Source organism: Microbispora sp. NPDC046973 (genome assembly GCF_040644495.1).
Lineage (GTDB): Bacteria > Actinomycetota > Actinomycetes > Streptosporangiales > Streptosporangiaceae > Microbispora.
Genome location: NZ_JBEYWQ010000056.1, coordinates 1 through 26,228, shown reverse-complemented (window position 1 = coordinate 26,228; position 26,228 = coordinate 1). Strand labels below are relative to the sequence as shown.

Annotated in this window: 24 protein-coding genes, 2 tRNA genes and 1 riboswitch; of the genes, 14 read left to right on the top strand and 12 right to left on the bottom strand. The window is 68.6% G+C overall.

Annotation, left to right across the window (positions count from 1 at the left end; all coding sequences use genetic code 11):
• Positions 1-495: 495 nt before the first annotated feature.
• From ABZ860_RS41745 to ABZ860_RS41720, 6 genes are all read right to left on the bottom strand, one after another.
• Entirely contained in the window at positions 496-3,075 is a 2,580-nt protein-coding gene (locus ABZ860_RS41745; protein ID WP_357232015.1) for a valine--tRNA ligase, read from the bottom strand.
• 82 nt (positions 3,076-3,157) lie between these two features.
• A complete protein-coding gene (clpX, locus tag ABZ860_RS41740) occupies positions 3,158-4,441 on the bottom strand; it encodes an ATP-dependent Clp protease ATP-binding subunit ClpX (RefSeq protein WP_079317756.1) in 1,284 nt (427 codons plus the stop codon).
• A gap of 234 nt (positions 4,442-4,675) precedes the next feature.
• On the bottom strand, positions 4,676-5,323 hold the full coding sequence (locus ABZ860_RS41735; protein ID WP_079317758.1) for an ATP-dependent Clp protease proteolytic subunit: 648 nt from the start codon (positions 5,321-5,323) through the stop codon (positions 4,676-4,678).
• A 14-nt stretch (positions 5,324-5,337) separates the two neighbouring features.
• Complete coding sequence (locus ABZ860_RS41730) at positions 5,338-5,982, bottom strand: ATP-dependent Clp protease proteolytic subunit (protein ID WP_030509565.1); 645 nt, start codon at positions 5,980-5,982, stop codon at positions 5,338-5,340.
• 356 nt (positions 5,983-6,338) lie between these two features.
• Positions 6,339-7,733, bottom strand: coding sequence for a trigger factor (gene tig, locus ABZ860_RS41725; RefSeq protein WP_357232012.1), 1,395 nt, complete (start codon positions 7,731-7,733; stop codon positions 6,339-6,341).
• A gap of 201 nt (positions 7,734-7,934) precedes the next feature.
• Positions 7,935-8,801, bottom strand: a complete 867-nt coding sequence (locus tag ABZ860_RS41720; RefSeq protein WP_182900101.1) for a helix-turn-helix transcriptional regulator — start codon at positions 8,799-8,801, stop codon at positions 7,935-7,937.
• A 275-nt stretch (positions 8,802-9,076) separates the two neighbouring features.
• Here ABZ860_RS41720 and ABZ860_RS41715 point away from each other — a divergent pair, with 275 nt between their 5' ends.
• Entirely contained in the window at positions 9,077-9,556 is a 480-nt protein-coding gene (locus ABZ860_RS41715) for an ATP-binding protein (RefSeq protein ID WP_357232009.1), read from the top strand.
• A gap of 260 nt (positions 9,557-9,816) precedes the next feature.
• A complete protein-coding gene (locus ABZ860_RS41710; protein ID WP_357232018.1) occupies positions 9,817-10,707 on the top strand; it encodes a ferritin family protein in 891 nt (296 codons plus the stop codon).
• A 396-nt stretch (positions 10,708-11,103) separates the two neighbouring features.
• Here ABZ860_RS41710 and ABZ860_RS41705 read toward each other — a convergent pair whose 3' ends face one another.
• Entirely contained in the window at positions 11,104-11,703 is a 600-nt protein-coding gene (locus ABZ860_RS41705; protein ID WP_357232006.1) for a hypothetical protein, read from the bottom strand.
• A 100-nt stretch (positions 11,704-11,803) separates the two neighbouring features.
• Between ABZ860_RS41705 and ABZ860_RS41700 the strand changes: the two genes are divergently transcribed.
• On the top strand, positions 11,804-12,091 hold the full coding sequence (locus ABZ860_RS41700) for a hypothetical protein (protein ID WP_357232003.1): 288 nt from the start codon (positions 11,804-11,806) through the stop codon (positions 12,089-12,091).
• A gap of 90 nt (positions 12,092-12,181) precedes the next feature.
• On the opposite strand, the gene ABZ860_RS41695 is transcribed toward ABZ860_RS41700, so the two are convergent.
• Positions 12,182-12,255: transfer RNA gene (locus tag ABZ860_RS41695), tRNA-Gly, on the bottom strand.
• Positions 12,256-12,345: 90 nt separating this feature from the next.
• Between ABZ860_RS41695 and ABZ860_RS41690 the strand changes: the two genes are divergently transcribed.
• Positions 12,346-12,422: transfer RNA gene (locus tag ABZ860_RS41690), tRNA-Pro, on the top strand.
• A 104-nt stretch (positions 12,423-12,526) separates the two neighbouring features.
• On the opposite strand, the gene ABZ860_RS41685 is transcribed toward ABZ860_RS41690, so the two are convergent.
• Positions 12,527-12,934, bottom strand: a complete 408-nt coding sequence (locus tag ABZ860_RS41685) for a hypothetical protein (RefSeq protein WP_357232001.1) — start codon at positions 12,932-12,934, stop codon at positions 12,527-12,529.
• Between the two features lie 161 nt (positions 12,935-13,095).
• On the opposite strand from ABZ860_RS41685, the gene ABZ860_RS41680 reads away from it, so the two are divergent.
• Entirely contained in the window at positions 13,096-13,857 is a 762-nt protein-coding gene (locus ABZ860_RS41680; protein ID WP_357231998.1) for an enoyl-CoA hydratase, read from the top strand.
• Positions 13,858-13,861: 4 nt separating this feature from the next.
• Here ABZ860_RS41680 and ABZ860_RS41675 read toward each other — a convergent pair whose 3' ends face one another.
• Positions 13,862-14,284 carry a VOC family protein gene (locus tag ABZ860_RS41675; protein WP_357231995.1) on the bottom strand — a complete coding sequence of 141 codons (423 nt, stop codon included), beginning with the start codon at positions 14,282-14,284 and terminating at the stop codon, positions 13,862-13,864.
• 20 nt (positions 14,285-14,304) lie between these two features.
• On the opposite strand from ABZ860_RS41675, the gene ABZ860_RS41670 reads away from it, so the two are divergent.
• The 7 genes from ABZ860_RS41670 to ABZ860_RS41640 all read left to right on the top strand — a co-directional run bounded on the left by ABZ860_RS41670 (position 14,305) and on the right by ABZ860_RS41640 (position 22,150).
• On the top strand, positions 14,305-14,802 hold the full coding sequence (locus ABZ860_RS41670) for a DUF2087 domain-containing protein (RefSeq protein WP_357231992.1): 498 nt from the start codon (positions 14,305-14,307) through the stop codon (positions 14,800-14,802).
• Between the two features lie 77 nt (positions 14,803-14,879).
• Positions 14,880-16,238, top strand: coding sequence for a TrpB-like pyridoxal phosphate-dependent enzyme (locus ABZ860_RS41665; RefSeq protein WP_357231989.1), 1,359 nt, complete (start codon positions 14,880-14,882; stop codon positions 16,236-16,238).
• Between the two features lie 162 nt (positions 16,239-16,400).
• Positions 16,401-18,134: a SpoIIE family protein phosphatase gene (locus ABZ860_RS41660; RefSeq protein ID WP_357231986.1), complete on the top strand. Its 1,734-nt coding sequence runs from the start codon at positions 16,401-16,403 to the stop codon at positions 18,132-18,134.
• An 87-nt stretch (positions 18,135-18,221) separates the two neighbouring features.
• Positions 18,222-18,788 (top strand): TIGR03086 family metal-binding protein, encoded by a 567-nt coding sequence (locus tag ABZ860_RS41655; protein ID WP_182900108.1) that lies wholly within the window; start codon positions 18,222-18,224, stop codon positions 18,786-18,788.
• Between the two features lie 249 nt (positions 18,789-19,037).
• Complete coding sequence (locus tag ABZ860_RS41650; protein WP_357231982.1) at positions 19,038-19,841, top strand: DeoR/GlpR family DNA-binding transcription regulator; 804 nt, start codon at positions 19,038-19,040, stop codon at positions 19,839-19,841.
• A gap of 95 nt (positions 19,842-19,936) precedes the next feature.
• Positions 19,937-20,995: a galactose-1-phosphate uridylyltransferase gene (galT, locus tag ABZ860_RS41645; RefSeq protein ID WP_357231979.1), complete on the top strand. Its 1,059-nt coding sequence runs from the start codon at positions 19,937-19,939 to the stop codon at positions 20,993-20,995.
• 70 nt (positions 20,996-21,065) lie between these two features.
• A riboswitch (cyclic di-AMP (ydaO/yuaA leader) is annotated at positions 21,066-21,204 on the top strand.
• A 34-nt stretch (positions 21,205-21,238) separates the two neighbouring features.
• On the top strand, positions 21,239-22,150 hold the full coding sequence (locus tag ABZ860_RS41640; protein ID WP_357231976.1) for a hypothetical protein: 912 nt from the start codon (positions 21,239-21,241) through the stop codon (positions 22,148-22,150).
• Between the two features lie 487 nt (positions 22,151-22,637).
• On the opposite strand, the gene ABZ860_RS41635 is transcribed toward ABZ860_RS41640, so the two are convergent.
• A complete protein-coding gene (locus ABZ860_RS41635; protein ID WP_357231973.1) occupies positions 22,638-23,069 on the bottom strand; it encodes a hypothetical protein in 432 nt (143 codons plus the stop codon).
• A gap of 340 nt (positions 23,070-23,409) precedes the next feature.
• Positions 23,410-23,961, bottom strand: a complete 552-nt coding sequence (locus ABZ860_RS41630) for a TetR/AcrR family transcriptional regulator C-terminal domain-containing protein (protein WP_357231970.1) — start codon at positions 23,959-23,961, stop codon at positions 23,410-23,412.
• Between the two features lie 92 nt (positions 23,962-24,053).
• On the opposite strand from ABZ860_RS41630, the gene ABZ860_RS41625 reads away from it, so the two are divergent.
• On the top strand, positions 24,054-25,199 hold the full coding sequence (locus tag ABZ860_RS41625; protein WP_357231967.1) for an NAD(P)/FAD-dependent oxidoreductase: 1,146 nt from the start codon (positions 24,054-24,056) through the stop codon (positions 25,197-25,199).
• Entirely contained in the window at positions 25,196-26,122 is a 927-nt protein-coding gene (locus ABZ860_RS41620) for an alpha/beta hydrolase (protein ID WP_357231964.1), read from the top strand. Before ABZ860_RS41625 ends, ABZ860_RS41620 begins: the two co-directional genes overlap by 4 nt.
• The last annotated feature ends 106 nt before the right edge of the window (positions 26,123-26,228 follow it).

Here is a 26,228-nt window from a genome sequence, read left to right as displayed (position 1 = left end):
GCACTGGCTTTTAGCACACTGTTGAGTTCTCAAGAAACGGACGCGACCACCATCACCCGAAACCCTCCGAGAAGGTCCCACGCTCCGGGGCGTTTTCCGTTGTGCCTTTATTCTGGCAAGTCCCGTTATTCTTGTCAAATCAACTCGATTTGCTTCGAATTTCGGTTTTCGCCGAGAATTTCGGCCGCCCCGTTTCCAGGGCAACCCCTCTAACTTACCTGATCCCCGAAAGCCCGTCGAATCGTGACGAGGCATCCCGAGATCGGGTCCGATGAGAGGGAGTCGCTGAGAGCCTAGCAGCCGATCCCCGGTGGGGGGTTCAGGCTCGCCGGTCCTCAGCGCGTGCAGAAAGACTAGCACCCGTCGCGGCGTGCTGCGCACAACTTGGGCAACTTTAGAGTCCTGCCCTGTCTCCACGCCCTTCAAACCTCTGCCGCCACAGAGTTGGAAGCGCGTGTGCGCCCTCGCCGGAACGAGGGCGCACAGAACGACGGCCTAAGCCGGCAGGGCGGCGAGCTGGGCCTCGAGACGGGAGATGTCCTCGGCGGCCTGCTCGGCCCGTCGGCGCACCTTCGCCACGACGTCCTCCGGCGCCTTGGCCATGAACTGCTCGTTGCCGAGCTTCGCCGTGACCTGCGCCTGTTCCTTGCGTGCTGCGGCAAGGTCCTTCTCCAGCCGCTTCCGCTCAGCGACGACGTCGATGGCTCCGGCCGTGTCGATCTCCACGAGCACCGTGCCGACGGTGAGCCGTGCTGTCGGGTTGAAGGTGTCCGCCGGTTCGTCGAGACGCAGCAGGACGCGGATCGCACCCTCATGGGCGGCGAGAGCCGTACCGGACAGGGACAGTCGCGCGGCCACCCGCTGGCCGGGCTTCAGGCCCTGATCCGACCGGAACCTGCGCACCTCCGTCACGAGGTTCTGCAGCGACGAGATCTCCTGCTCGGCCGCGGGGTCGAGCAGCCCGGGCGAGGCCGAGGGCCAGGGAGCGACCACGATCGACTCCCCACCGGTCAGAGCCCGCCACAGCTCCTCCGTCACGAACGGCACGAGCGGGTGGAGCAGCCGGAGCAGCGCGTCGAGGACATGGCCCAGCACCCGCTTGGTGTTCTCGGCCACCACGCCGCCCTCGGCGAACTGGACCTTGGCCAGCTCGACGTACCAGTCGAAGACCTCGTCCCAGGCGAAGTGGTAAAGGACGTCGGATGCCTTGGCGAACTCGAACTCCTCGAAGGCCGCGTCGACGCTCGTGACGACCTCCTGCAGGCGCGACAGGATCCACCGGTCGGCCGCGGTGAGGTCCTCGGGCAGACCGTCGGAGACGGCGCCGTTCATCAGGGCGAAGCGCGTGGCGTTCCAGATCTTGTTGCAGAAGTTGCGGGATCCGGCCGCCCAGTCCTCGCTGATGGCCACGTCGGAGCCGGGGTTGGCACCACGCAGGAGCGTGAAGCGCGTGGCGTCCGCGCCGTACCGCTCGATCCAGTCGAGCGGGTCGACGACGTTGCCGAACGACTTCGACATCTTCTTGCCGAACTGGTCGCGCACCATGCCGTGCAGCGCCACCGTGCGGAACGGCGGCTGGCCGTCCATCGCGTACAACCCGAACATCATCATCCGGGCGACCCAGAAGAACAGGATGTCGTAGCCGGTGACGAGCACGCTCGTCGGATAGAAGCGGGCCAGATCGGGCGTGGCGTCGGGCCAGCCCAGCGTGGAGAACGGCCACAGACCGGAGGAGAACCAGGTGTCGAGGACGTCCTGGTCCTGCTCGTAACCGGCCGGCGGCTCCTCGTCGGGCCCCACGCAGACCATGTCGCCGTCCGGGCCGTACCAGACGGGGATCCGGTGTCCCCACCACAGCTGGCGCGAGATGCACCAGTCGTGCATGTCGTCGACCCAGTCGAAGTAGCGCTTGGCCAGCTCCGGCGGGTGGATGCGGGTGCGGCCGTCGCGCACCGCGTCACCGGCCGCCTTGGCCAGCGGCGTGACGTTGACGAACCACTGCAGCGACAGCCGCGGCTCGACCACGGTCTTACAGCGGGAGCAGTGCCCGACGGAGTGCACGTACGGCCGCTTCTCGGCGACGATGCGGCCCTGCTCGCGCAGCGCGGCGACCACGGCGGGCCGCGCCTCGAACCGGTCGAGGCCCTGGAAGGGGCCGTGGGCGGTGATGACGCCGCGCTCGTCCATGATGACGAGCGACTCCAGCGAGTGGCGGCGCCCGATCTCGAAGTCGTTCGGGTCGTGTGCGGGGGTGACCTTGACCGCGCCGGTGCCGAAGGAGGGGTCCACGTGCTCGTCGGCGACGACCGGGATGCGCCGCCCGGTGAGCGGGACCTCCACATACTTGCCGACCAGGTGCACATAGCGCTCGTCGGCGGGGTGGACGGCCACCGCGGTGTCGCCCAGCATGGTCTCGGCGCGGGTGGTGGCGACGACGATCTCCTCGTCGCCCGAGCCGTAGCGGATCGAGACGAGCTCGCCGTCGTCCTCGCTGTGCTCGACCTCGATGTCGGACAGGGCCGTCAGGCAGCGGGGGCACCAGTTGATGATCCGCTCGGCGCGGTAGATGAGCCCGTCGTCGAACAGCTTCTTGAAGATCGTCTGGACGGCCCGGGAGAGCCCCTCGTCCATGGTGAAGCGCTCGCGGGACCAGTCCACGCCGTCGCCGAGCTTCTTCATCTGGCCGAGGATCCGGCCGCCGGACTCCTCCTTCCACTGCCAGACGCGCTCGACGAACGCCTCACGGCCGAAGTCGTGGCGAGACAGGCCCTCTTTGGCGATCTCGCGTTCCACGACGTTCTGCGTGGCGATGCCGGCGTGGTCCATGCCGGGGAGCCACAGCGTTTCCATGCCGCGCATCCGGGCTCGCCGGGTGAGCGCGTCCTGGATCGAGTGGTCGAGGGCGTGGCCCACGTGGAGCGACCCGGTCACGTTGGGCGGGGGAAGCACGATGCTGTACGGCTCGCGCCCGCTGCCCGGGTCCGCGGTGAAGTAGCCCGCCGATACCCAGCGCTCGTAGCTCCGGGTCTCGACATCGGCGGGGGCGTACTGGGTGGGCAGCTCAGACGTAGTCACGCTGCCCAATTCTAGGGAGGTCCGGACGCCGCCCGAGCCGTCGCCGCACGCCCTGTGGACAACGCGCCGGCGAAGGCTCGCGTCAGGCCGACTTCTCCCTCGGGGTCCGCTGCTGCTTGGCCTGCAGCTGGTCGCGTGGCACCAGAGTCGGATTCACGTGCTCGAGCACGGCCTCGCGGGTGATGACGACGCGGGCCACGTCCTGGCGGGAGGGCACCTCGTACATCACGGACTGGAGGACTTCCTCCATGATGGCGCGCAGCCCGCGGGCGCCGGTGCCCCGGAGGATGGCCTGGTCGGCGATGGCCTCCAGCGCGTCGTCGGAGAACTCAAGCTCGACGTTGTCCAGTTCGAGCAGGCGGCGGTATTGCTTGACAAGCGCGTTGCGCGGCTCGGTGAGGATCTGGATCAGCGCGTCCCTGTCGAGGTTGTGCACCGAGGTGATCACCGGGAGCCGGCCGACGAACTCGGGGATCATGCCGAACTTCAGGAGGTCTTCCGGCATGACGTCCGAGAAGATGTCGGAGGAGTCCATCTCCTCCTTGGAATGGATGATGGCGTTGAAGCCGATGCCCTTCCTGCCGACCCTCGACTCGATGATCTTCTCGAGGCCGGCGAAGGCGCCGCCGCAGATGAACAGCACATTCGTGGTGTCGATCTGGATGAACTCCTGGTGGGGGTGCTTGCGCCCGCCCTGCGGGGGCACGCTCGCCGTGGTCCCCTCCAGGATCTTCAGCAGGGCCTGCTGCACGCCCTCACCCGACACGTCCCGGGTGATCGACGGGTTCTCGCTCTTACGGGCGATCTTGTCGACCTCGTCGATGTAGATGATGCCGGTCTCGGCCTTCTTGACGTCGTAGTCGGCGGCCTGGATCAGCTTGAGGAGGATGTTCTCCACGTCCTCGCCGACGTAGCCGGCCTCGGTCAGCGCGGTCGCGTCCGCGATGGCGAACGGCACGTTGAGCATCTTGGCGAGGGTCTGCGCGAGCAGCGTCTTGCCCGACCCCGTGGGCCCGAGCAGCAGGATGTTGGACTTGGCCAGCTCCAGGCCGTCGTCGCGGCCTCGCTCCCCCGACTGGACGCGCTTGTAGTGGTTGTAGACCGCTACCGACAGCGCCTTCTTCGCCTTGTCCTGCCCGATGACGTACGCGTCGAGGAACTCGTAGATCTCGCGCGGCTTGGGGAGGTTGTCCCACTTGAGCTCGGAGGACTCGGACAGCTCCTCCTCGATGATCTCGTTGCAGAGATCGATGCACTCATCGCAGATGTAGACGCCTGGTCCGGCGATGAGCTTCTTGACCTGCTTCTGGCTCTTGCCGCAGAACGAGCACTTCAGCAGGTCTCCCCCGTCGCCGATGCGTGCCACCCCAGATACTCCTTTGCGTGGGACCGCCCCTGCCGCCGCGGTCGCTTCCGTCCGCACCCTGCTCGCGATCCTGGCTCATGACCCTGGCCATGATCCGGGGATCGCGATCCGGTGCGAAAACGTCATCCCGCTCAGGTTTCGACGTTACCGTCTCTCGGGCCCTCAGTGAGCCCCCTAGCGGTGAGTCGCACCGGAACGTGCCCAAATGGGCACCGTTCCGGTGCGGCAACTCCCTCAGGAAGCGGCGACCGCCGCCGCGCGCTTCTTCCGCGACGGGATGATGTCGTCCACCAGCCCGTACGCCTTCGCCTCCTCGGCGCTGAGGATCTTGTCGCGCTCGATGTCCTTGCGGACCTCGTCGGCCGACTTGCCCGAGTGCTTCGCCACGATCTCCTCGAGCAGCGACCTCATCCGCAGGATCTCACGAGCCTGGATCTCGATGTCACTGCCCTGACCGCCACCCTCGGTGTAGGGCTGGTGGATCAGCACGCGGGCGTTGGGCAGGGCGAACCGCTTGCCCGGGGTGCCGCCGGCCAGCAGGACCGCGGCGGCCGAGGCCGCCTGCCCGAGGCAGACCGTCTGGATCTCGGGCCGGACGAACTGCATGGTGTCGTAGATCGCGGTCATCGCGGTGAACGAGCCGCCCGGCGAGTTGATGTACATGCTGATGTCGCGGTCCGGGTCCAGCGACTCCAGCGTCAGCAGCTGCGCCATCACGTCGTTCGCCGAAGCGTCGTCGATCTGGACACCGAGGAAGATGATGCGGTCCTCGAACAGCTTGTTGTAGGGGTTCATCTCCTTGACGCCGTACGACGTGCGCTCGACGAAGGAGGGAAGGACGTAGCGGCCGTTGATGTCACCCGGCCGGATCAGCTCACTCATCTGGGAAGCTCCAGTCACGAGACGGCGCCCTCGGAGGGCACCTGGCGGGCGCTGCGCACCACGTGGTCGATGAAGCCGTAGTCCTTGGCCTCCTCGGCCGTGAACCAGCGGTCCCGGTCGGAGTCGCGCTCGATCTGGTCGAGCGGCTGGCCGGTGTGGAAAGCGATCCGCTCCGCGAGGGTCTTCTTCACGTAGAGCATCTGCTCGGCCTGGATCGCGATGTCGGCCGCGGTGCCGCCGATGCCGCCCGAGGGCTGGTGCATCATGATCCGGGCGTGCGGAAGCGCGTACCGCTTGCCGCGGGCGCCGGCACAGAGCAGGAACTGCCCCATGGAGGCGGCCAGACCCATGGCCACCGTGCAGACGTCGTTCGGCACATACTCCATCATGTCGTAAATCGCCATGCCGGCGGTCACCGAGCCACCGGGGGAGTTGATGTACATCCAGATGTCGCGGTCCGGGTCATCGGCGGCGAGGAGCAGGAGCTCAGCGGCCAGCCGGTTGGCCACCTCGTCGTTGACCTGGGTGCCGAGCACCACGATCCGCTCGCGCAGCAGGCGCTGGTAGAGCTGGTCCTCGAGGCGGGAGGGGCCACCCTCCGGGCTCCGGGCCTCGAAGCCGGAACCACCGGTCGGGAAGAAGGTCGGCGGGCTGGTCACAGCGTCACCTTCCGATGCGTCGTAATCGATTGGCTTTGCTTGTGACCTTAACGCGCGACGCAGACAGGTCATGCCCGTGCGCCGTACTGTTCGCTGACGGCGCATGCCGGGCCCGCGACGAGGCCCCCGCGCCGCATCGCCCGTGTTTCCCGCCATGGCCGCACGGCCGGGGGCACACGGATCTCGGCCGTACGGTTGCTCCCCGACACGCGGTAAGAAACAAATTTGCAGGGATTTGCCCGAATATAACCGGAAACCCCCGGCGCACCCGAGTGCGACGGGGGTTTCACCGTTACCGCCACGCCGATCGGCCTCCCGGCCGACCGGCGGCAGAAGTCAGGCGAGAGCCTGGGAAATCAGCTTTCCTTGGCCTCGTCGGCGGGCTCCCCGGCGCCCGCCTCCTCCACGCCCACAGCCTCCTGCTCGGGGTTGAGCTCGGCGTAGATGGCCTTGACGTCCACCTCGTTGCCGGCCGTGTCGGTCACCCGGGCCGCGTCGCCGATGAGGGTCTTGGCCTTCTCCCGCACGATCTCCATCATCGCCAGCGGAAGCTGGTTGTTGTCGGCGAGGTGCTGGGCCAGCGTGTTCGGCGCGACGCCCATCTGCATGGCGCGGCGCACCACGAAGTCGGTCAGCTCCTGCTCGCTGACGCCGATCTCCTCAGCCTTGACGATCTTGTCGAGCACGAAGCCGGACTTCAGCGCCTTGGCCGAGGTCGCCTCGTACTCGGCGAACAGCTCCTCCTCGGTGGTCTGCTGGAGGCGGAGGTACGCCTCGCGGCTCAGGCCGCTCTCGGCGATCTGGTGCTCGAGGTTGTGCTTGCGCGCGTCGATCTCCGCCTGCAGCGCGCTCTCGGGCAGCGGGATGTCGATCTTCTCGAGCAGCGCGTCGAGCGCCTTCTCGCGGCTCTGCACGACCTGGTCCACCAGCTTGTTGCGGCGAACCTGCTGACGGATGCTGTCCTTGAGCTCGTCGAGCGTGTCGAACTCGCTGGCGAGCTGCGCGAACTCGTCGTCGAGCTCGGGCAGCACCTTCTCCTTGACCGACTTGACGTTGATGATCACGTCGGCCTCCTCGCCGGCGTTCTCACCGCCGACGAGCGTGGTGCGGAAGGTCTTCTCGTCGCCGGCGGCCATGCCCTGCAGCGCGTCGTCCAGGCCCTCCAGGACCGAGCCCGCGCCGACCTCGTACGACACGTCGGCGGCCTGCTGCTCGTCGAGGTTGCGGCCGTCGATCTCGGCACGCAGGTCCATCACGACGTAGTCGCCGTTCTGGGCCGGCCGCTCGACGCCGGTCAGCGTCGCGAAGCGCTGGCGCAGGGCCTCGAGCTGGGTGGTGATGTCCTCGTCGGTCACCTCGGCGGGGTCGACCACGACCTCGGCGCCCTGGTAGTCCGGAACGTCGAAGGCGGGGCGGATGTCCACCTCGGCGGTGAACTCGACCTGCTCGCCGTCCTCGATCTTGGTGACCTCGATCTCCGGCTGGCTGACCGGGAAGACCTCGGTCTCGTCAACGGCCTGGCCGTACAGCTTGGGCAGGGCGTCGTTCAGGGTCTCCTCGAGAACCACCGCGCGGCCGAAGCGCTGCTCGATGATCCGGGCCGGCACCTTGCCAGGACGGAAGCCGGGCACGCGCACCTGCTGCGCGACCTTCTTGTACGCGGCCTGCAGGCTCGGCTCGAGCTCCTTGAACGGCACCTCGACGGTGAGCTTGACCCGGGTAGGGCTGAGCTCCTCGACAGCGGTCTTCACGGGGTGGTCTCCTTGATCCAGCATCTGGTGATCGCGGGCACGTCGTGCACGGCAACCGCGGCACAGTAACGCGCGCCGCGCCCACGTGAGAGGCGCAGGATCACCGTCTCGCCTGCACGCGACCTGTCCGGGCATGCTCGACTGTGGCGGGTGTCCAACGCCAAGGGCAGTCTAGAGCAGATGAGCCCCGGTAGCGACTGATCAGAGGTCGGCCATGATCTGCCGCAGCAGGTCCACCGTCTCCGTTGGGGTGGTGCTGACCGCGCAGAGGCGTTCCATGACCTCGCTGTAGCGGTCGACCTCTTCTCGTTTGTCCAGGTAGAGCGCGCTCGCGAGCTGCTCGACGTACACGATGTCGGGCAGGTCGGGATCGGAGAACCGCAGGATGCTGAAGGCTCCGCCTTCGGCGGCGTGTCCGCCATAGCTGAACGGGATGACCTGAATCGTCACATTGGGCTGGTTCATCAGGTCGATGAGGTGCTGGATCTGACCCCGCATGACCTCGACGCCGCCGATCGGGCGGCGCAGCGCGGCCTCGTCGATCACGGCCCAGAACTTGGGACTGTTCTCGCCGTCGAGGATGCGCTGGCGTTCCAGCCGCAGGTCCACCCGCCTGGCGATCTCCTCGGGCGCCGCGCCGACCGCGCCGGCCATGATGACGGCCCGCGCGTACTCCTTCGTCTGCAGCAGGCCGGGAACGAACTGCACCTCGTAAGTGCGGATGCGCTCCGCAGCCTCCTCCAGGCCGACGTACGCCTGGAACCACGAGGGCAGCAGGTCGTTGAACCGGTGCCACCAGCCGGGCTCGTTGGCCTGCTCGACGAGGTTCATCACGACATCGCGCGTCTCCTCGTCCTCCACGCCGTAGAGGGCGAGAAGGTCCGCCACGTCGCGTTCCTTGAACCCGACCCGGCCCAGCTCCATCCGGCTGATCTTCGACTCGGACGCCCGGATGCACTGGCCGGCCTGGTCACGACTGATGCCCTTGCTCTCACGGAGCTTGCGGAGCTGGGAACCGAGAAGGATGCGCAGAGCCGTCGGACCCGATCCAGCCTGGATCTGTATCACGGCGCCTCCCTCTCACCTCGGCTCTGTGTGCCGCCAAGGGACGACCCGCACGACACCCCCAGCCCACACAGTGTCACCACTTCGGGCTCCGATGACAAGGTCTGATCTACGTGTCCCTGACGGTTAGCACTACTGCATTGTGCGTATGCACGTGACAACTGCACGTGCATTTGGGTCTTGCAGCGGCGGGAGGAGCTGATCCATCATGTCTAGGTGCATATTGGGCTAAATGTGCACCAGTCCTCGACTCAGGCCAGCGGGAGGTACGGGCAACCATGTCGGACGAGCCCAAACCCGGCGGCCAGCTGACCCGCGACGTGGGATTCGGCTGGTTCCGGAGGGCGGCAGGGGCGTCCGATACGACGATGTGCCCCCTGGCCCCGCAGGCCGACTCCGTGAAGACCGCACGTGACGTCACGCGGACGACCCTGCAGCAGTGGGGCCTGCCGGAACTGAGCGACGACGCGGCACTGGTCGTGAGCGAACTGGTGACGAACGCTGTTCGCTACGCTCTGTATCCGGCGAACCGCGCCGACGACCGGCCGATAACACTGACGCTCCTGCGCATCGCCCCGCACGTGCTGCTCGCCGTCTCGGATCCGAGCGACCAGGCGCCGTCGCCCGTGCAACCCGACTTCGTCTCCGAGCACGGACGCGGCCTCTACATCGTCGAGACCTACAGCCAGGCGTGGGGCTGGGACACCCTGGACGAGGGCGGCAAGGCCGTCTGGGCCCTCTTCCGCACCGGCGACTGATCGTTTCTCAGCGTCCGTCCGTTCCCCTCGCCGCGCTCCGGGTTTGCGATATCCGAGTCAGAGACAGGACGTCCGGGGAGATTCGCCCGCCGTGACGGGGTATGCCGGAGGTCGACCCCTCTCATCGCCGTACCTCACGGTCGCGACGAACTGCCCGTCGGGGGGTCGCATGGAAACCTCAGCTCTCGCCTGGTGGAAAGCCGGTCTCACGACTGCCGGTGTGATCACACTTCTCGCCCTGGGAGCCGGGAGCGCCTCGGCTGCGCCCGCCCCCCCGCTCGGACGACGTCGACCCCGCCACGCGGACGAATCTCACGAACGCGATGAAGGGCGAGGCTCTGGCGCACGTCACCTACCGCGCGTACGCGAAGCAGGCGGACAGGGAGAACCTGCCCGAGGTGGCCGCGCTGTACCGGCGCACCGCGCACACCGAATTACGCGAGCACTTCACCGAGCAGGCGAAGCTCATCGGCCTGGTCGGCGACAACGTCGCGAACCTGCGCGACAGCACAGGCGGCGAGACCTACGAGGCGACGACGATGTACAAGAACTTCGCCGCACAGGCCAGGGCCGACGGCGACCGGCAGGCGGCCCGGCTCTTCTCTGAGATAGCCGATGACGAGGCCGCCCACCGCACGAGGTTCCTCCAGGCGACGAAAGCCGTCACCGATCCGTCGTCCGGCACGGTCGTCCCGACGGACGTGAAGGCCAATCCCGTGGCCATACGCGCCGGCGGGCCGCAGGTCTCGTCGTCACGAACGCTCGACAACCTCCGTACGGCGATGAAGGGCGAAGCCTTCGCCTATGCCAAGTACACCCTGTACGGCGACAAGGCACGGGAGACCGGGCAGCCGAGACTCGCCAGGCTGTTCCACCGCACCGCCGCCGTCGAGCGCACCGAGCACTTCGCCGAGGAGGCGAATCTGGCCGGCGCGGTCCGGGACACCCCAGCCAACCTGTGCGCGACGATCAAGGGGGAAACCCACGAAGGGAGACAGATGTACCCCGATTACGCGCGCCAGGCCTCGGCCGCCGGAGACACCGCGACGGCCAAGGTGCTCGACGACACGGCGAAAGACGAGCTGAAGCACGCCAAGGCCTTCTCCGGCGAGCTGTCCAGGCTCGGCAAGCAGTGCCCCACGTCGAGCTGACCGAGCCGGCGCCGATGCGCCTGGCACGGCGCAGGCCGCAAGAACCTTGCGAGTCGGCCAGATCGTCGGGCGTGGGTGGCGATCCACCTAGTAGCCACGGATGTCGATAGGGCCGCTCAGCGGGAAGGCTGGCTGGACACGTAGTGATGCACAACGCAGCTTTCGACTGACGCACCGCGAGTTCCCCAGCGAGCGCCTCGACGGCTGGGACTACGACATCGAAAGCAGCGAGATCCCGCCAGCGCGCCTCACGTACCCGTGGGACACGAACCATCCGGGACAGCGTGTTGTCAGCCTGGGAGTTGCGTAGTGTTCACCAGGTGTCGTAAGCGGACGATGTGGCATCGGCGTGGACCGCGAGTGCGCCGTTCGGCGCACCACCTCTCGAGGATGCCCTTACAGATAGTCCTGCCAGAACGAGACCGTCGCATGCGGCTGCCATGTCTCGACGTGTTCAGGACGCGGGTTTCGGAACTCCTGGTCAATGTAATCGAGCAGGTCGGTCCCGTAGTAGATGATGTCCGTGCCCCACATGGATAGGACCGGATGTCCGAGGGTTCCACGCCCAGCCGGCAGGAACCGATGCCCATAGACCGGAACCATCCTGGGTACGTCCGCCAGACGCACCCGGGCTAATTCGACGGCTTCGAGGGAGTCGTTCGGCCGCTTGCCCCAACTCGATCGCCAGTGGCCATGCTCGACGTCCCACAGGAGATAGTCGACTGGCCACTCGACATGTTTGCGTAGCGCGTCAGGATCACCATTGCGCCAGTCAGGCCATGGGTTCTCCCATGTCTGGCCCTCTTTACGAGGCCCATGTACCGGTAACCCCGCTGCCAGGAAGGCCCGATGGTCATCGGCGAACTCGAACCCGTACTCGTGCTCGATACGAGTTAATTCCGCCTCGGAAAGCCCTTCCTCAATTTCACAGCAGCCTAGCTGGGCCAGGCGATGTGCGGCTTCCATACCCAGCTGGGAACCCTTTCTACCGGTCACCCGCCGAACATAGCGCCTGCGGCTTGTAGCGCTGCCCCGTCAGGGAGCAGATGTCACCGATAGCAGGCGGTACCGCGAGGTCTGGCGGTGCGTTCCGCTGATGTCACCGGTCGTGATGGTGAGCATCCCTCCGGAACTCCTCCCTCAGCTTCGGGAGCGTGTCGAGGGCTACTCAGGCAGGCGGCGGTCGGCCTTCCCGATCTCCACTTTCACAAGTGCGGCGGCTGCCCGCGGTGCCGGCCTCACGGAGCTGACGGCGCGCATGGGTCACTCGTCCACTTGGGCGGCTCTGATCTACCTGCATGCCGCGCAGGACCGTGATCAGGCGATCGCCAAAGCGCTCGGGGAGGCGTTCAGGACGGCGGCCGGAACGAAGATTGAAAACTGAAGTGGCACGTGTGTGGCACGGAAGATCGGAAACAGTGTCGTGAGATCACAAAGGCCAGGCTCCCCGTACGGGTGACCTGGCCTTTCGCACTGGAGCGGACGACGGGAATCGAACCCGCGTAGCCAGTTTGGAAGACTGGGGCTCTACCATTGAGCTACGTCCGCGCGCGCCCGGTGTCCATCTGGTCTAGACTTCATCCGGTCGTCAGGGCGTAAGCGTACCGGAGTCTCGGACCGCTCGCGTACCCGACGAGACGGGGCGTGGCGCAGCTTGGTAGCGCGCTTGCTTTGGGAGCAAGAAGTCGCAGGTTCAAATCCTGTCGCCCCGACCAGCACTCATGTACGTCGAAGGCCGCCTCCAGTAATCGGAAGCGGCCTTGTCGTACCCGAGACGACTGAGGCCACCTGGGCGTGGAGATCACGGTGGGCCGGCTCATCACGGGTGTGCGGTCGCTGTGGTGGGGCTGGGCACGGGCATGTCCTTGCGCGTGACGTAGAACTCGATCGGCATCGTGCTCTTGAGGAGGGTTCCCGGAGCCGGTGCCTGGCCGAGCACGATCCAATCCCTCGGGACCTTCATCTCCTCGCCGATCAAGGTGTGGATCTCCGGGACGAATCCGAGAGCGGCGACCACTCTCCTCGCGGTCTCCACGTCCTGATACCAGAGCTTGGGCATCGTGGGCGCGTCGAGGGCCGATTCCGCCGGCCGTACCGACGCCATGGGCGCGGCGTACGGCGTGGTGGGAGCGGGGCCGGCGAGGATCAGCGCGAAGGTGGCGATCACAGCGGCGCCGAAGGCGGCGACGATCGCAGTGACCAGGGGTATCGCCACAGAGCGCCGCATGGACGATGCCTACCATGATCGTGGCGAGAGTGGGAGCCGAACGGCCAGGTGACCGCGCAACCCGCGAACGAGCCGCCCGCGCGTCAGCGTGACCGGCGGCCGGGCGGCCGGGCGCTTTTCTATAACCTGTTCTCGCCGTACCCCGGACCCTGAGGAGCACCATGGGCGACCTGGTCCTCGTCGACCGGCCCTCTGAGGCCGTCGCGGTAGTGACGCTGAACCGTCCGCGCAAGTACAACGCGATCTCCAAGGCGCTGCTGGAAGAGTTCCACGACACGCTCAAGAGGCTCGCGCAGGAGCCCGACCTGCGCGCGATGGTGCTCACCGGGGCCGATCCCGCCTTCTGCGCCGGCCTGGACCTCGGCGAGCTGGAAGCGGGGGTGAAGATCGGCCACCCCGACTCCATCCTTCCGTTGCGCGACTTCCCGGTGCCCGTCATCGGGGCCGTGAACGGCGTCGCGGTGACCGGTGGCCTGGAGTTCGCACTCGCCTGCGACTTCAGGATCGCGAGTGAGCGGGCGCGGTTCGCCGACACCCACACCCGTGTCGGCATCGTGCCGTCCTGGGGCATGACGGCCCGGCTCAGTCAGGCCGTCGGGCAGTCCTGGGCCCGGCAGATGACGTTCACGGGGGACTTCGTGGACGCTCCCCTGGCACTGCGCATCGGCCTGGTGAACGAGGTCGTCGCGCACGACCGGCTGCTGCCCCGGGCCGTGGAGCTCGCGCAGAGCATCGCGACGACGACGCCGGAGACGCTGGGCAGGATCCGGGAGATCTACGACCTCCTGCGCGACGGCACGGGCGCGGACGGCCTCCGGGCCGAGCTGGAGACCGGGCGGGACGGGCTCACCATCGCCAGCCCCGAGGACTTCGCCGCCCGCAGGCGCGCGGTCTTCGACCGGGGCCGGACGCAGGCCCGCTGAAAGGTCACTCCTCCTCGACGTACGGATGGGTGAGGAACTCGATGGCGTGGCCGTCGGGGTCGTCCACGTACACTCCGCGGCCGTGGTGACGGTGGTTGATCTGCTGCGGCTCCTGGTGGTGGGGGCCGCCCCAGTACGGCAGGCCCCGCTCGGCGATGCGGGCGCAGATATCGTCGAACTCGTCCTCCGAGACGAGGAACGCCAGGTGCTGCATGACGATCCGTTCCCGGTCGACGATCGAGTCGGCGTAGTCGATCGTCACGCCGTTGCCGACCCGGACCGTGGCGAACGGCCCGAACGCGCCGGGCTCGGGCTCTCCGAGCAGCCCGGTCAGGAAGCGGGCGGACTCGAAGCGGTCGCTGCTGTGCACGATCGTGTGGTCCAGTTGAGCGGTCACGTCGCCCTCCAGGTTTCCTACGGTCTTCATCGACCCAATACCGTGGACAGGTGATCGACAAGCACATCTCCCGCGTGCTCGGGCTGCTCGGGCAGGACGACACGCTCCGTGTCCTCGCCGGGCTGGTCCTGCGTCCCGGTGAGCCGCTCGACAAGGTCACCGGGCTCGACGCAGAAGTGGCGGCCAAGGCACTGGACCGGCTGGCCAGGGGCGGCCTCGCCGTACGGGACGGGGACGGCTGGCGGGCGCGGCCTGAGACCTTCCGCGACCTGCTGCGCACGATCCCCTCCACGCCGGCGGACCCGCTGGACGCGTTCCTGGTCGACGGGCGGCTCGTCTCCATCCCGGCGAAGAGGGCCAAACGACTGATGGTGCTCGACTACGTCGCGCAGGTGTTCGACGTGGGCGTGCGCTATCCGGAGAAGGAGGTCGACGTGGCGCTGCGGGCGTTCCACGACGACTACGCCGCGCTGCGCCGTTACCTGGTGGACGAGGGGTTCCTCAGCCGGGAGGCCAACGTCTACTGGCGCTCGGGAGGAACCACCTGACGCAGGTGTCTGGCCGGGTCCGGCCACATCGGCAGACGCCCTTTCCCGATGGGCCCCCGGCGCGGACACTGGGAGACATGGGCGAGCCGACCAGGGTCCTTCTCGACGAGTCCCGGATCCCCCGGAACTGGTACAACATCGTCCCCGATCTGCCTGCGCCTCCCCCGCCGGTGCTCCACCCGGCGACGCTGCAGCCGGTCGGTCCCGACGACCTCGCCCCGCTCTTCCCGGCGGCGCTGATCGAGCAGGAGGTGTCGGGTGAGCGGTACGTCCCGATCCCCGACGGCGTCCTCGACGTCTACCGCCTCTGGCGGCCCACCCCCCTCATCCGCGCCCGCCGCCTTGAGCGCGCCCTCGGCACGCCCGCGCGCATCTACTACAAGTACGAGGGCGGCAGCCCGTCGGGCTCGCACAAGCCCAACACGGCGGTCCCCCAGGCGTACTACAACGCGCGGGAGGGCGTGCGGCGGCTGACCACCGAGACCGGTGCGGGCCAGTGGGGCTCCGCCCTGGCGTTCGCCTGCGCGCAGTACGGCCTGGCCTGCGAGATCTGGATGGTCCGGGCGTCGTACGAGCAGAAGCCGTATCGCCGCACGCTGATGAGGATCTACGGCGCGACCCTGCACGCCAGCCCGTCGGCGGTGACCACGGCGGGCGGCAGGATCCTGGCGGAGGACCCCCACTGCACGGGATCGCTGGGCATCGCGATCAGCGAGGCGGTCGAGGTCGCCGGGCAGCACGACGACACGCGATACGCCCTCGGCTCGGTGCTCAACCACGTCCTGCTGCACCAGACCGTGATCGGCGAGGAGGCGCTGGAGCAGCTGGCCGCCCTGGGCGAGACCCCGGACGTCGTGATCGGCTGCACCGGAGGCGGCTCCAACTTCGCCGGGCTGGCCTTCCCGTTCCTGCGCGAGAAGCTGGCGGGGCGCATGGACCCCGTGCTGCGGTGCGTCGAGCCCGCCGCCTGCCCGTCCCTGACCCGGGGCGCCTACGCGTACGACTTCGGCGACGCGGCAGGGTTCACGCCGCTGATGAAGATGCACACGCTGGGACACACGTTCGTGCCCGACCCGATCCACGCCGGCGGGCTGCGCTACCACGGCATGTCGCCGCTGCTCTCGCACGTGTACGCGCTGGACCTGGTGGAAGCCGTGGCCGTCACGCAGACCGAGTGCTTCGACGCGGGCATCCGCTTCGCCAGGGCCGAGGGGATCGTGCCGGCTCCCGAACCCTCCCACGCGGTGGCCGCGACGATCGCGGAGGCGCTGCGCTGCGCCGAGTCCGGTGAGGAGAAGGTCATCGTGATGTCCCTGTGCGGGCACGGCCACTTCGACCTGCCCGCTTATGAGAGCCGTCTCGCCGGCCGCCTGGAGGATTTCACGCTCCCGCAGGAGCGTATCGACGCGGCCCTCGCGCATCTGCCCGCCGTCTGATGTGACGCATGCCCGCCGATATCCGTTTCGTCCCTTGACCGGCGGGTACGGCTGCGCCATCGCGCCGTCATACCGACCGGAGCACTCATGTCAAACGGCTGAAATGCGCGGTATCAGCTCCATACGATTCTGGAACACCATCCGCTCTCTCCGGAGAATTCGTTGAACCGGAACTGCGTCATCAAGGACCCCGCCCCGGGCAACCGGGCGCAGTGGCGCCGCAGCAGCGCCGCGTCCGCGCACGAGCGGCTGGCTTTCCTGAACGAGGCGAGCCGGCGGATCGGCAGCACGCTCGACTTATCCGAGACGAGCCGGGAGCTCGTCGACGTGGCGGTCCCCCGCTTCGCCGACGCGGCGGCGGTGATGGTGCAGGACCGCCTCATGGCGGACGGCGAGTTGTCGCCCAGGCCGGTGGACGGAACCACCCTCGTCCGCCGGGTCGCCCTGGGCGTGGCCGGCGCCGATCCGGACGCCTGGGTGAAGGCCTTCCCCGTCGGCGAGGCGACGGTCTACCCGGCGGTCCTTCCGCAGGCCCAGTGCATGGCCGGCGGCAAGCCGCTGATGTACCCGGCGCTCGACAAGGAGAGCGCCCGTCTGATCGGCGCCAGCCTGGACCGGGAGGACACGGTCACCTCGCTCCTGACCGACTCGTCGTTCCTCGCGGTGCCCCTGCGGGCGCGGGGACGGGTCCTCGGCTGCATCATCTTCACCAGGCACCCGGGCAGCCTGTCGTTCGAGGAGCAGGACGTGGTCGTGGCCGAGGACCTGGCCGCCCGCACCGCCCTGTGCATCGACAACGCGCGGCTGTACACCAGGGAGCGCAGGACCGCGCTGACCCTGCAGAGCAGCCTGCTGCCCGTCGAACTGCCGCAGGCGCTCGGCATGGACATCGCCTCGCGCTACCTGCCCGCCAGCGACCTCATGGGAGTCGGAGGCGACTGGTACGACGTGATCGCCCTGCCCGGGTGCCGTACGGCCCTGGTGGTGGGCGACGTCATGGGCCACGGGACCAGGGCGGCGGCGACCATGGGCCAGCTCCGCACGGCCGCGCGTACGCTCGCGAGCCTCGACCTGCCGCCCGACGAGGTGCTGTTCCGGCTCAACCTGATGAGCCAGGACCTCGACCCGAGCCAGATCGCGACGTGCATCTACGCCGTCTACGACCCGGTGACGCGCAATTGCGCGCTCGCCCGTGCCGGGCACGTGCCGCCGATCCTGCTGCACCCCGACCGGTCGACCGAGATCATCGAGCTGCCCTCGGGCCTGCCTCTCGGCATCGGCAGCGACCCTCTGGAGTCGTGCGAGCTGGTCCTGCCGGCCGGGAGCGTGCTCGCCCTCTACACCGACGGCCTCGTGGAGAGCCGGGAGCGGGACCTGGACGCCGGGATCATGGGGCTGCGCCGCCTGCTCGCCGGTCCGGTCGAGGACCTGGAGGACATGTGCGACGTGATCATCAGCAGCCAGCGGTCGGGCCACGAGCGTGACGACATCGCCCTGATGGTGGCGCGGGTGCGCGATCTCGACCCGGACGAGGTGGCGACCTGCCCGTTGCCGTCCGACCCGCGGTTCGTCTCGCACGCCCGCCGCTTCGTCCGCGGCACTCTGCAGAGGTGGGGGCTGAGCAGTCTGGTGGACAGCACCCAGCTCATCGTGAGCGAGCTGGTCACCAACGCGCTCAAACACGGCTGGCCGCCGATCGAGCTGCGCATGCTGCGCGGCCGCACGCTGGTGGTCGAGGTCGTCGACGGCTCCCCCGCCGCTCCCGCCCCGCGCACGGCCACCCCCGACGAGGACACCGGCCGCGGTCTCCAGCTGATCAAGCGGTTCGCCTACCGCTGGGGCACCCGGCCCACCCCGTACGGAAAGATCGTCTGGGTCGAGCAGCACGTCCCTTGACCCGGGCGTTCCCTCCCCGGCGAGCGTGTATGACTGATCGTTGAGAAGAGTTACGTTCGAATGGGGAGTTCGTGGCGAGGAGGGGACATGATCGACATCCGTGACGCGTACCGCAGGGCGCTGGACGGTTTCGGGGACCGCCTCCATCTCGTCCGCCGCGGGCAGTGGGAGCTGCCGACTCCTTGCGTCGACTGGGACGTCCGGGGGCTCGTCAACCACGTCGTGGCCGAGAACCTGTGGGCCCCCGAGCTGCTGTCCGGCCGTACGGTCGCCGAGGTGGGGGACGCCTTCGAGGGCGACGTGCTCGGCGACGACCCGCTCAAGGCGTTCGAGGCGTCCGCGCAGGGCGCCGTCCAGGCGGTGTACGCCGAGGGCGCCCTGACCAGCGTGACCCACCTGTCCTTCGGCGACGTGCCGGGCGAGGAGTACATCACCGAGCTGTTCGCGGACGCGCTGATCCACACCTGGGATCTGGCACGTGCCATCGGCGGGCCGGAACGGCTCGACCCCGAGCTCGTCGCCTCCTGCTCGGAATGGTTCGAGAAGGCGCGGGAGGACTACCGCGAGGCGGGAGTGATCGGGGACGAGCGAGGCGTCCCGGCCGGCGCCGACCAGCAGACCCACCTGCTCGCCGCCTGGGGCAGGAACCCTTAGGTCCTGCCCCCCAGGTCCTGCCCGGCAGGGAGACTAACGCCCTGTGGGCCGTTTGCCGTGGTTGGCCTTCTTCTTCTTGCGTGCCTTCGACTTGCGTGCGCGCCTGCCCATCAGGACCGCCTTCCGTCGAGTACGGCTTTCGCTCACTGTCCTCCCCCGAACCGCGAGCGGCAAGGGGCGGACCCCAACTCAACATGTCCCCACGTGCGTAGGGCATAATTTGTTTGAATCTGTTGACAGGAGTGGTGGATGCTGGCCCAGCAACGGCAGCAGGCGATCCTGGAGAGGGTACGCAGAACCGGCGGGGTGCGCGTCGCGCAGCTCGTACGCGACCTCGGGGTCTCGGACATGACGATCCGCCGTGACCTGGAGGTCCTCGCGGAGCGCGGCCTGATCGTCAAGGTGCACGGCGGGGCGACCGCCACCGGCACCGGCTCCACGGAGGAGCCGGGCTTCGCGGCCAAGTCGGTGCGGCAGCAGGCCGAGAAGGAGGCCATCGCCCGCCGGGCCGCCACGCTCGTACGGCCGGGCAGCTCCGTCGCCCTCTCGGCCGGGACCACGACCTGGACATTGGCCCACCACCTGGTGGACGTGCCCGAGCTGACCGTGATCACCAACTCCGTCCAGGTGGCCGACGTCTTCCACCGGGCGGGACGGCCCGACCAGACCGTGGTGCTGGTCGGAGGCGTGCGCACGCCCTCCGACGCCCTGGTCGGCCCGGTGGCCGTGGCGGCCGTCCGCTCCCTGAACGTCGACACGCTCATGCTCGGCGTGCACGGCATGAGCGTCCGGGCCGGTTACACCACGCCCAACCTGCTGGAGGCGGAGACCGACCGCGCCCTCATCGCGGCCGCCCAGCAGCTCGTGGTCCTGGCCGACCACACCAAGTGGGGGACGATCGGCATCAGCACGATCGCCGCCCTCGGCGACGCCGGCGTGGTCGTGAGCGACGTCGGCCTGCCGGAGGAGGCGCGTGCCGCACTGTCGGAGCACGCCGGCGAGCTCCTCCTCGCCGATCCGTCCGGGGAGACCGAGCTGGAGACCGCCCTGTGACGCCGGACCTCCGGAAGCCCGCCGTGCCCCCGGCCGGACCTCTAAACGCCCGCTCGTGACCCGGGACACCGCACCGTGAAGCTGGAGACCGCTCTGTGAAGCGCACCATCACCCATCTCGCCGACGGCCGTGAGCTGATCTACTTCGACCGGCGCGACGACGCCGACCACAGCGCCACCGACACCAGGGACCTGCCGCCGCGCCCGCTCGCCTCCGAGCTGCGCTACGACCCCCTGATGGACGAGTGGGTGGCCGTCGCCCGGCACCGCCAGACGCGCACCCACCTGCCGTCCGCCGAGGAGTGCCCGCTCTGCCCGGGCCATCCCGGCTCGGAGATCCCCTCGCCGTACGAGGTGGCGGTGTTCGAGAACCGCTTCCCGTCGTTCAGCTTCAACACGGGCGCGTACGAGCAGGTGGGCGGGCTGAGCGAGGTGCGGCCGGGGATCGGGCGCTGCGAGGTCGTCTGCTTCACCTCCGACCACGACGCGTCGTTCAGCTCCCTGAGCGACGAGCAGGCCGAGCTGGTCGTCGAGGCGTGGGCCGACCGCACGGCCGAGCTGTCCTCGCTGCCGGGCGTGGAGCAGGTCTTCTGCTTCGAGAACCGCGGCGCCGAGATCGGCATCACGCTGCCGCATCCCCACGGGCAGATCTACGCCTATCCGTACGTCACGCCGCGTACGCGGCAGATGCTGGACGCCGCCGCCCGCCATCGGGGCGGCAACCTGTTCGCGGACGTCCTGGCCGCCGAGCGGAGGGGCCCCCGGGTGGTGGCCGCCAACGAACACTGGACGGCCTTCGTCCCTGCCGCCGCGCGATACCCGTTCGAGGTGCACGTCTACCCGCACCGCCAGGTGCCCGACATCCCCGCGCTGTCGCCCGAGGAACGCGCCGCCTTCGCGCCGCTCTACATCGAGGTGCTGCGCCGCCTGGACGGGCTGTTCGGCGTCGTCATGCCGTACGTCGCGGCCTGGCACCAGGCCCCGGTCAGCCACCGGCGCGACCTCGCCTATCTCCACCTGCAGCTCTTCACCATCCGGCGCGCGCCGAACAAGCTGAAGTATCTGGCCGGATCGGAGTCGGCCATGGGCGCCTTCGTCAACGACGTGCTGCCGGAGGAGGCCGCTCGGATGCTTCGCGAGGCGATAACGGCTTGATCTCCGATTGGTTGCGACTTCGGTGGCAGCCACCGTTTCTTTACCACTAGTATCCCTGACACCGGCCGTCACAACCGGTACGCCTAATCCCGGGCGCCCCGCCCGGGAGCCGGGGACCCAATCACGCACCTGGGGTCAAGGCAGTGGCCTGCCCGGGCTCCTCCAGCCCGAACCCGTCAGCTAACCCGGTCGGCAGATGGAGAGGAGTGGGCTCTGCCCCGCGCGTTCCCCCTGGCTGTCGGCGTGCTCGCCTCCGCCGCCCTCGTGTTCGGCACGGCCGCGCCCGGTGCGGCCGATCCCAAACCGACGGAGAAGCAGCTCAAGAAGGAGCTGTCGGACCTGCGGAAGAAGGTCGACCGGCTGATCGGCGACTACAACGCCAAACGCGTCGCCCTGGCCAAGGCCCGCGTGGAGGAGCAGGCGGCCCGGGGCCGGCTGGCCAAGGCCGAGGCCGACTTCGAGTCCGCCAGCGACGCCGTACGGCAGATGGCCGGGCTGCGCTACCAGACCGAGAGCGCGATGGCGCTGCCCGACATGAACACCGCGGCGCTGAACTACCAGCTCAAGGAGGAGCAGGCCGCGAGGCTCGCGCACTTCGACCAGGTCCGCGCCGAGCGGCAGCGGGCCGCGGACGCAGCCAAGACGCTGACCGCACAGCTCAAGGCGCAGGCCGCCGAGGTCGCCGGGCAGCGCGAGGACGCCGAGGATCTCATCGACGAGATCAAGGACAAGCTCGACGCGTTGATCCCGATCGCGCCGGGAAAGCGCGCGGGCGGGTCGTGGGCGCCTGAGCTGCCCAGCGGCTCCGACAACATCACGCCCCGGATGCGGTTCATGCGCACGGAGGTCGAAAAGCACTTCGACCTCCAATTTCCGGTCGGCTGCTACCGAGCGGAGAACAGCGGCGAGCATCCTCTCGGACGCGCCTGCGACTTCATGATGAGCTCGGGCGGCGCCATGCCCTCTCCCGGAATGAAGGCCCTCGGCGACACCCTGGCCGCCTGGGCCATCAAGAACGGGCCGAAGCTGGGCGTGATGTACGTGATCTGGCAGCAGCGCATCTACAACCTCGGCCATCCGGGCTGGCGGACCATGTCCGACCGCGGCGGAATCACCGCCAACCACTACGACCACGTGCACATCTCGATGTACTGAGCCCGCAAGCCGTCTACCGGGGACCTCCGGCTGCCTGATCTCCAGAACCCTGCCGCGCACAAGCCGAGCAGCCGCGTAACAGGCTGAGGCGAAGACCCGCGCATCCGTCAAGGGCAGCGGCTCGGATCTGAAATCTCGGAACCCCGTCGCACCTCGCGGCAAGCGACTCGGATCGAGACCTCCCTCAGTCGCCATCGGCGCTCCTCACCGCGTGCTCGTGTACAGCAGGCCCGTACAGCAACTTCTCCTCACATCGGCGTGATCGTGAGCCTATTCGTGAGGCCGGCTTGCAGGCGTCTCATGGCGTGGCGGGCGCTCATCCGCCGACCGACCCGCCTGCTGGGGAACGGCAACGGCTCTCATCGCTGCGCCCGATCAGCGCAGCCTTCCGGTCCTGTACCGAACCTGGGACAGAGCAGACTTCTGAGCCGATTGAGAGCGGCGGGGCCGGCCACCTCGCTGAGCGGGATGGCCGACCCGTTCCGGCTCAGGCCGGGATCTGCTTCTCGTTCCAGGTGTAGTAGACGTAGGTGCTGTCGGGCCCGGTCATCGTGCCGTAGACCTGCCAGAAGCTGTTGGCGCCGGGCGAGTAGCGGAAGACCTTGTCCCCGGGCCGGTCGTCCACGAACACGCTCTGTGACCCGTTGGACCAGATCCGTACCTCGATCGTGAATGTCGAGGTGTCCGGGATGTCGAGGCAGACCTCGTACGTGTACGCCGACGGACCGGCGATGTTGTAGCTACGACCGTCCACCGCCGGCCGCTGGACGTTCGTGGGGACGTAGCTGTTCAGAACCCGGGTGTACCCGCCCGTGGAGCAGTCGACTGCGGGGGCGGCTGCGGACGCGGGACTGATGCCGGCGAGCGTGGCACCGAGGACGCCGGTGACGGCGGCGAGAACGGAGATGGTGCGCTTCATGCCTCTCCTCATCCGTGCAGTGACCCTCCAACCAAGTAGTTGAAGACTGAACTGATTTTGACCCGATTGAGGCATTTCGACAAGCCCGTGCAAGAATCCGTGCACCTTTGAGTCAGATGAGTCACCGCATGGAGCTCGACGAGAAATACCTCAAGGGCACAGGGTCATTCTCGGGTTCCTGCGCCAGGAATAGTTCTCGTGCGGCTTCGAAGTCGTCCGGCGAGTGCCGAAGCCTGCGATAGAGCCATGGATTGCCAAGAGGATGTGCCAATCGAGCCGGCCAGGTCAGTCGCCAGGACGGCAGACGGAGGGGAGCGGGGCGGCCCGGCCGGTGCCGACGTCAGGACGACAGAGCTCCTCTGGCACCGGCGATGATCAATTCGAGGCCGGCGTGGAAGGCGCGGTCCCTGCGCTCTCTGGGCCAGCCGTCGACTCCGGTCTTGCGGGCCTGTTCCTCGATCGCGTAGCCGTTGACGTAGGCCAGGACGGTGTCCACGGCGATGGTGGCCGTGTCGGCGGGGACACCCGCCGCGGTCAGGGCGACGATGAGACGCCTGAAGGTGGTGACAGCCTCGTCGCCCGGCTGGTGGAAACCGGATATGAGGCGGGCGCCGTCGCGGTGGGCCAGCATGACCTCGCGCACGCCGGACGCCACGCCGCGCAACAGCTCGTCCCAGGGGGCGTCGGAGAGCGGAACGACGTCGTCCGCCGGGCTGACCAGGTGCGTCACCATGGCGTCCAGCAGGGCCTGCTTGCTGGGGTAGTGCCGATACAAGGCACTCGCCCGCACCCCGAGCCGGCTCGCCAGCAGCCGCATGGTGAGAGCGTCCAGGCCCACCTCGTCGAGCAGCTCGATCGCCGCCTGCAGCACCTCGGTGCGCCGCTGCCCCATCGCGTCCTCCCTGAATCGGGGTTGACAGTCCTTCCCCGCCTACGTGAACAATGTACACGTGAACGTTGTTCACCTAGCACTGGAGGATCACGATGACACGTGTCCTGGTTATCGGGGCGGGGCTCGGCGGGCTGACGCTCGCGCACACCCTCATCCGGGCCGGCCTCGACGTACGCGTGTACGAGGCCGATAACGGCACCGGCGAGCGGGCTCAGGGCTACCGGATCGGACTCGGGCCGCCGGCGATGGAGGCATTGCGCGCCGGTCTGCCACCACGGCTGTACGAACTGGCCGAAGCCACCAGCGGCAGCCTGACCGGGCCGGGCCTGCTGTTCGACCATCGGCTCACGCTGCTCGGCGACGACCTGCCCGGGCCGGAGGAGTCCAGGGCCTTCGACCGGCAGGTGCTGCGGCAGATCCTGCTCGGCGATCTGGGCGGCCGGGCCGCCTTCGGCAAACGGCTGAAGAGCTTCGCGGAAGGGGCGGACGGGACCGTCACCGCGCTCTTCGCGGACGGCACGCAGGCCACCGGTGACGTGCTGGTCGGCGCCGACGGCGGGAGCTCTGTGGTGCGGCGCCAGTTGGTGCCCGAGGTCAAGCTCATCGACGCCGACCTGTGCGGGGTGATGGGCCGCACTCCCGCCGCCGACCGCTTCCTGGCACTCGTGCCGGGGCGCGGCACGATGGTCAAGGGACCGGGGATCACACTGATGCTGGGCAGGATGCAGTTCGGCAGGGAACCCTCCGAAACCGCCGCCGAACTCGCTCCCGGCCTGCCCATGCCCCACAGAGAGAGCTATGTGAGGTGGGTGCTGCTCGTGCCGCCCGACCATCCGGCGGCCACCGCGCCGGGCCGGGAGGACGCCCGCGAACTCGCACTGGAGTTGATCGACGGCTGGCATCCCGACCTGCGCGACCTGGTACGCGGCGCCGACATGAGCAGTGTGGGCCGCTCCAAGATCCACGACCGCCCGATGCCGCCGTGGCAGGTGGGCCGCGTCACGCTGCTGGGCGACGCGGCCCACCTGACGCCGGCCAGCGGCGGGAACGGCGCCGGCACCGCGATGCTGGACGCCGTACGGCTGAGCGCGCGGCTGACCGAGGTCGACCAGGGCCGACGGGACCTGATCTCGGCCCTGGACGAATACCAGCACGACCTGCTGGAACGCGGGAACGCGGCGGTGGAGGCCGGCAAGCGGGCGATGCACAGGTTCGTCCCGGCTGTAGGCGCGCGATGAAGGACTCACCGCCCACCGTACGCGAGCAGGTTCGTTCGGCCGACGGAACCGTGATCGGCTACCGCCGCGGCGGCCACGGACCCGGGCTGATCCTCGTACACGGCGGGATGCTGGCGTCGCAGGACTTCACGAAGCTGGCCGCCGCTCTGTCGACCTCGTTCACCATCTATGTCCCCGACCGGCGCGGACGTGGGCTGAGCGGCCCTCACGGCGCCGACTTCGGCGTCTCGCGGGAGGTCGAAGACCTGCAGGCGCTCGTCACGGCGACCGGCGCGTCGCAGGTCTTCGGCCTGAGCTCGGGCGCGCTCGTCGTCCTGCGTACGGCCCTCGTCACGCCAGCCCTTGACCGGATCGCCCTGTACGAGCCTCCGTTGTCGATCGGCGGCTCGGTGCCGACGGACTGGCTGGCGCGCTTCGACCGCGAGATCGCTGCGGGAAGATCAGCGTCCGCGCTGGTCACGGGGATGAAAGGCCTGAACACCGGGCCGTCGTTGTTCACCAGGATCCCCCGCTTCGCCCTCGTGCCGCTCCTGGCGATCGGCGCACGCTTGCAGGGCGACGGATCCCCCGACGAGGTGCCGGTCGAGGCGCTCATTCCGACGCTGCGATTCGACATACAGCTGATCAGGGAGATGGCCGACACGGTCATGGACTACGCGGCGCTCGATGCGCGGGTGCTGCTCCTCGGCGGCACGAAGAGCGCTGCATACTTGCGTCTCGCACTCCGGAAACTCTCCGAGGTGCTCCCGCACGCGCGAAGCATCGACCTGCCGGGGGTCGGGCATTCGGGGCCGGAGGACGACGGAGCCCCGCTCGTCGTGGCCCAGGCTCTGCGTGAGTTCTTCGGCAGCGATGACGGGCCGGAGGCGTCAACGGCACCCGCGAATCCGGCAGCGCCGCCCGCAGCCGGCAGTGGCGGCTGATCACCGGCCCACGTGATGGCTCCGGCACGGTATGCGGACCCGCCCGGCGGCCTCGGCGAGTTCGCCGAGGCCGCCGGTGGCGGGGGACGGGGAGTGCACGTTGATA

Excerpts from the sequence above, each read along its gene's own strand:
- ABZ860_RS41715 (WP_357232009.1), top strand. The coding sequence starts at position 9,077 with ATGTCGGACGAGCCCAAACCCGGCGGCCAGCTGACCCGCGACGTGGGA.
- ABZ860_RS41685 (WP_357232001.1), bottom strand. The coding sequence starts at position 12,934 with ATGCGGCGCTCTGTGGCGATACCCCTGGTCACTGCGATCGTCGCCGCC.
- ABZ860_RS41735 (WP_079317758.1), bottom strand. The coding sequence starts at position 5,323 with ATGAGTGAGCTGATCCGGCCGGGTGACATCAACGGCCGCTACGTCCTT.
- ABZ860_RS41655 (WP_182900108.1), top strand. The coding sequence starts at position 18,222 with ATGATCGACATCCGTGACGCGTACCGCAGGGCGCTGGACGGTTTCGGG.
- ABZ860_RS41665 (WP_357231989.1), top strand. The coding sequence starts at position 14,880 with ATGGGCGAGCCGACCAGGGTCCTTCTCGACGAGTCCCGGATCCCCCGG.
- ABZ860_RS41630 (WP_357231970.1), bottom strand. The coding sequence starts at position 23,961 with ATGGGGCAGCGGCGCACCGAGGTGCTGCAGGCGGCGATCGAGCTGCTC.
- ABZ860_RS41635 (WP_357231973.1), bottom strand. The coding sequence starts at position 23,069 with ATGAAGCGCACCATCTCCGTTCTCGCCGCCGTCACCGGCGTCCTCGGT.
- ABZ860_RS41700 (WP_357232003.1), top strand. The coding sequence starts at position 11,804 with ATGTCACCGGTCGTGATGGTGAGCATCCCTCCGGAACTCCTCCCTCAG.
- ABZ860_RS41675 (WP_357231995.1), bottom strand. The coding sequence starts at position 14,284 with ATGAAGACCGTAGGAAACCTGGAGGGCGACGTGACCGCTCAACTGGAC.
- ABZ860_RS41650 (WP_357231982.1), top strand. The coding sequence starts at position 19,038 with ATGCTGGCCCAGCAACGGCAGCAGGCGATCCTGGAGAGGGTACGCAGA.
- ABZ860_RS41620 (WP_357231964.1), top strand. The coding sequence starts at position 25,196 with ATGAAGGACTCACCGCCCACCGTACGCGAGCAGGTTCGTTCGGCCGAC.
- ABZ860_RS41680 (WP_357231998.1), top strand. The coding sequence starts at position 13,096 with ATGGGCGACCTGGTCCTCGTCGACCGGCCCTCTGAGGCCGTCGCGGTA.
- ABZ860_RS41625 (WP_357231967.1), top strand. The coding sequence starts at position 24,054 with ATGACACGTGTCCTGGTTATCGGGGCGGGGCTCGGCGGGCTGACGCTC.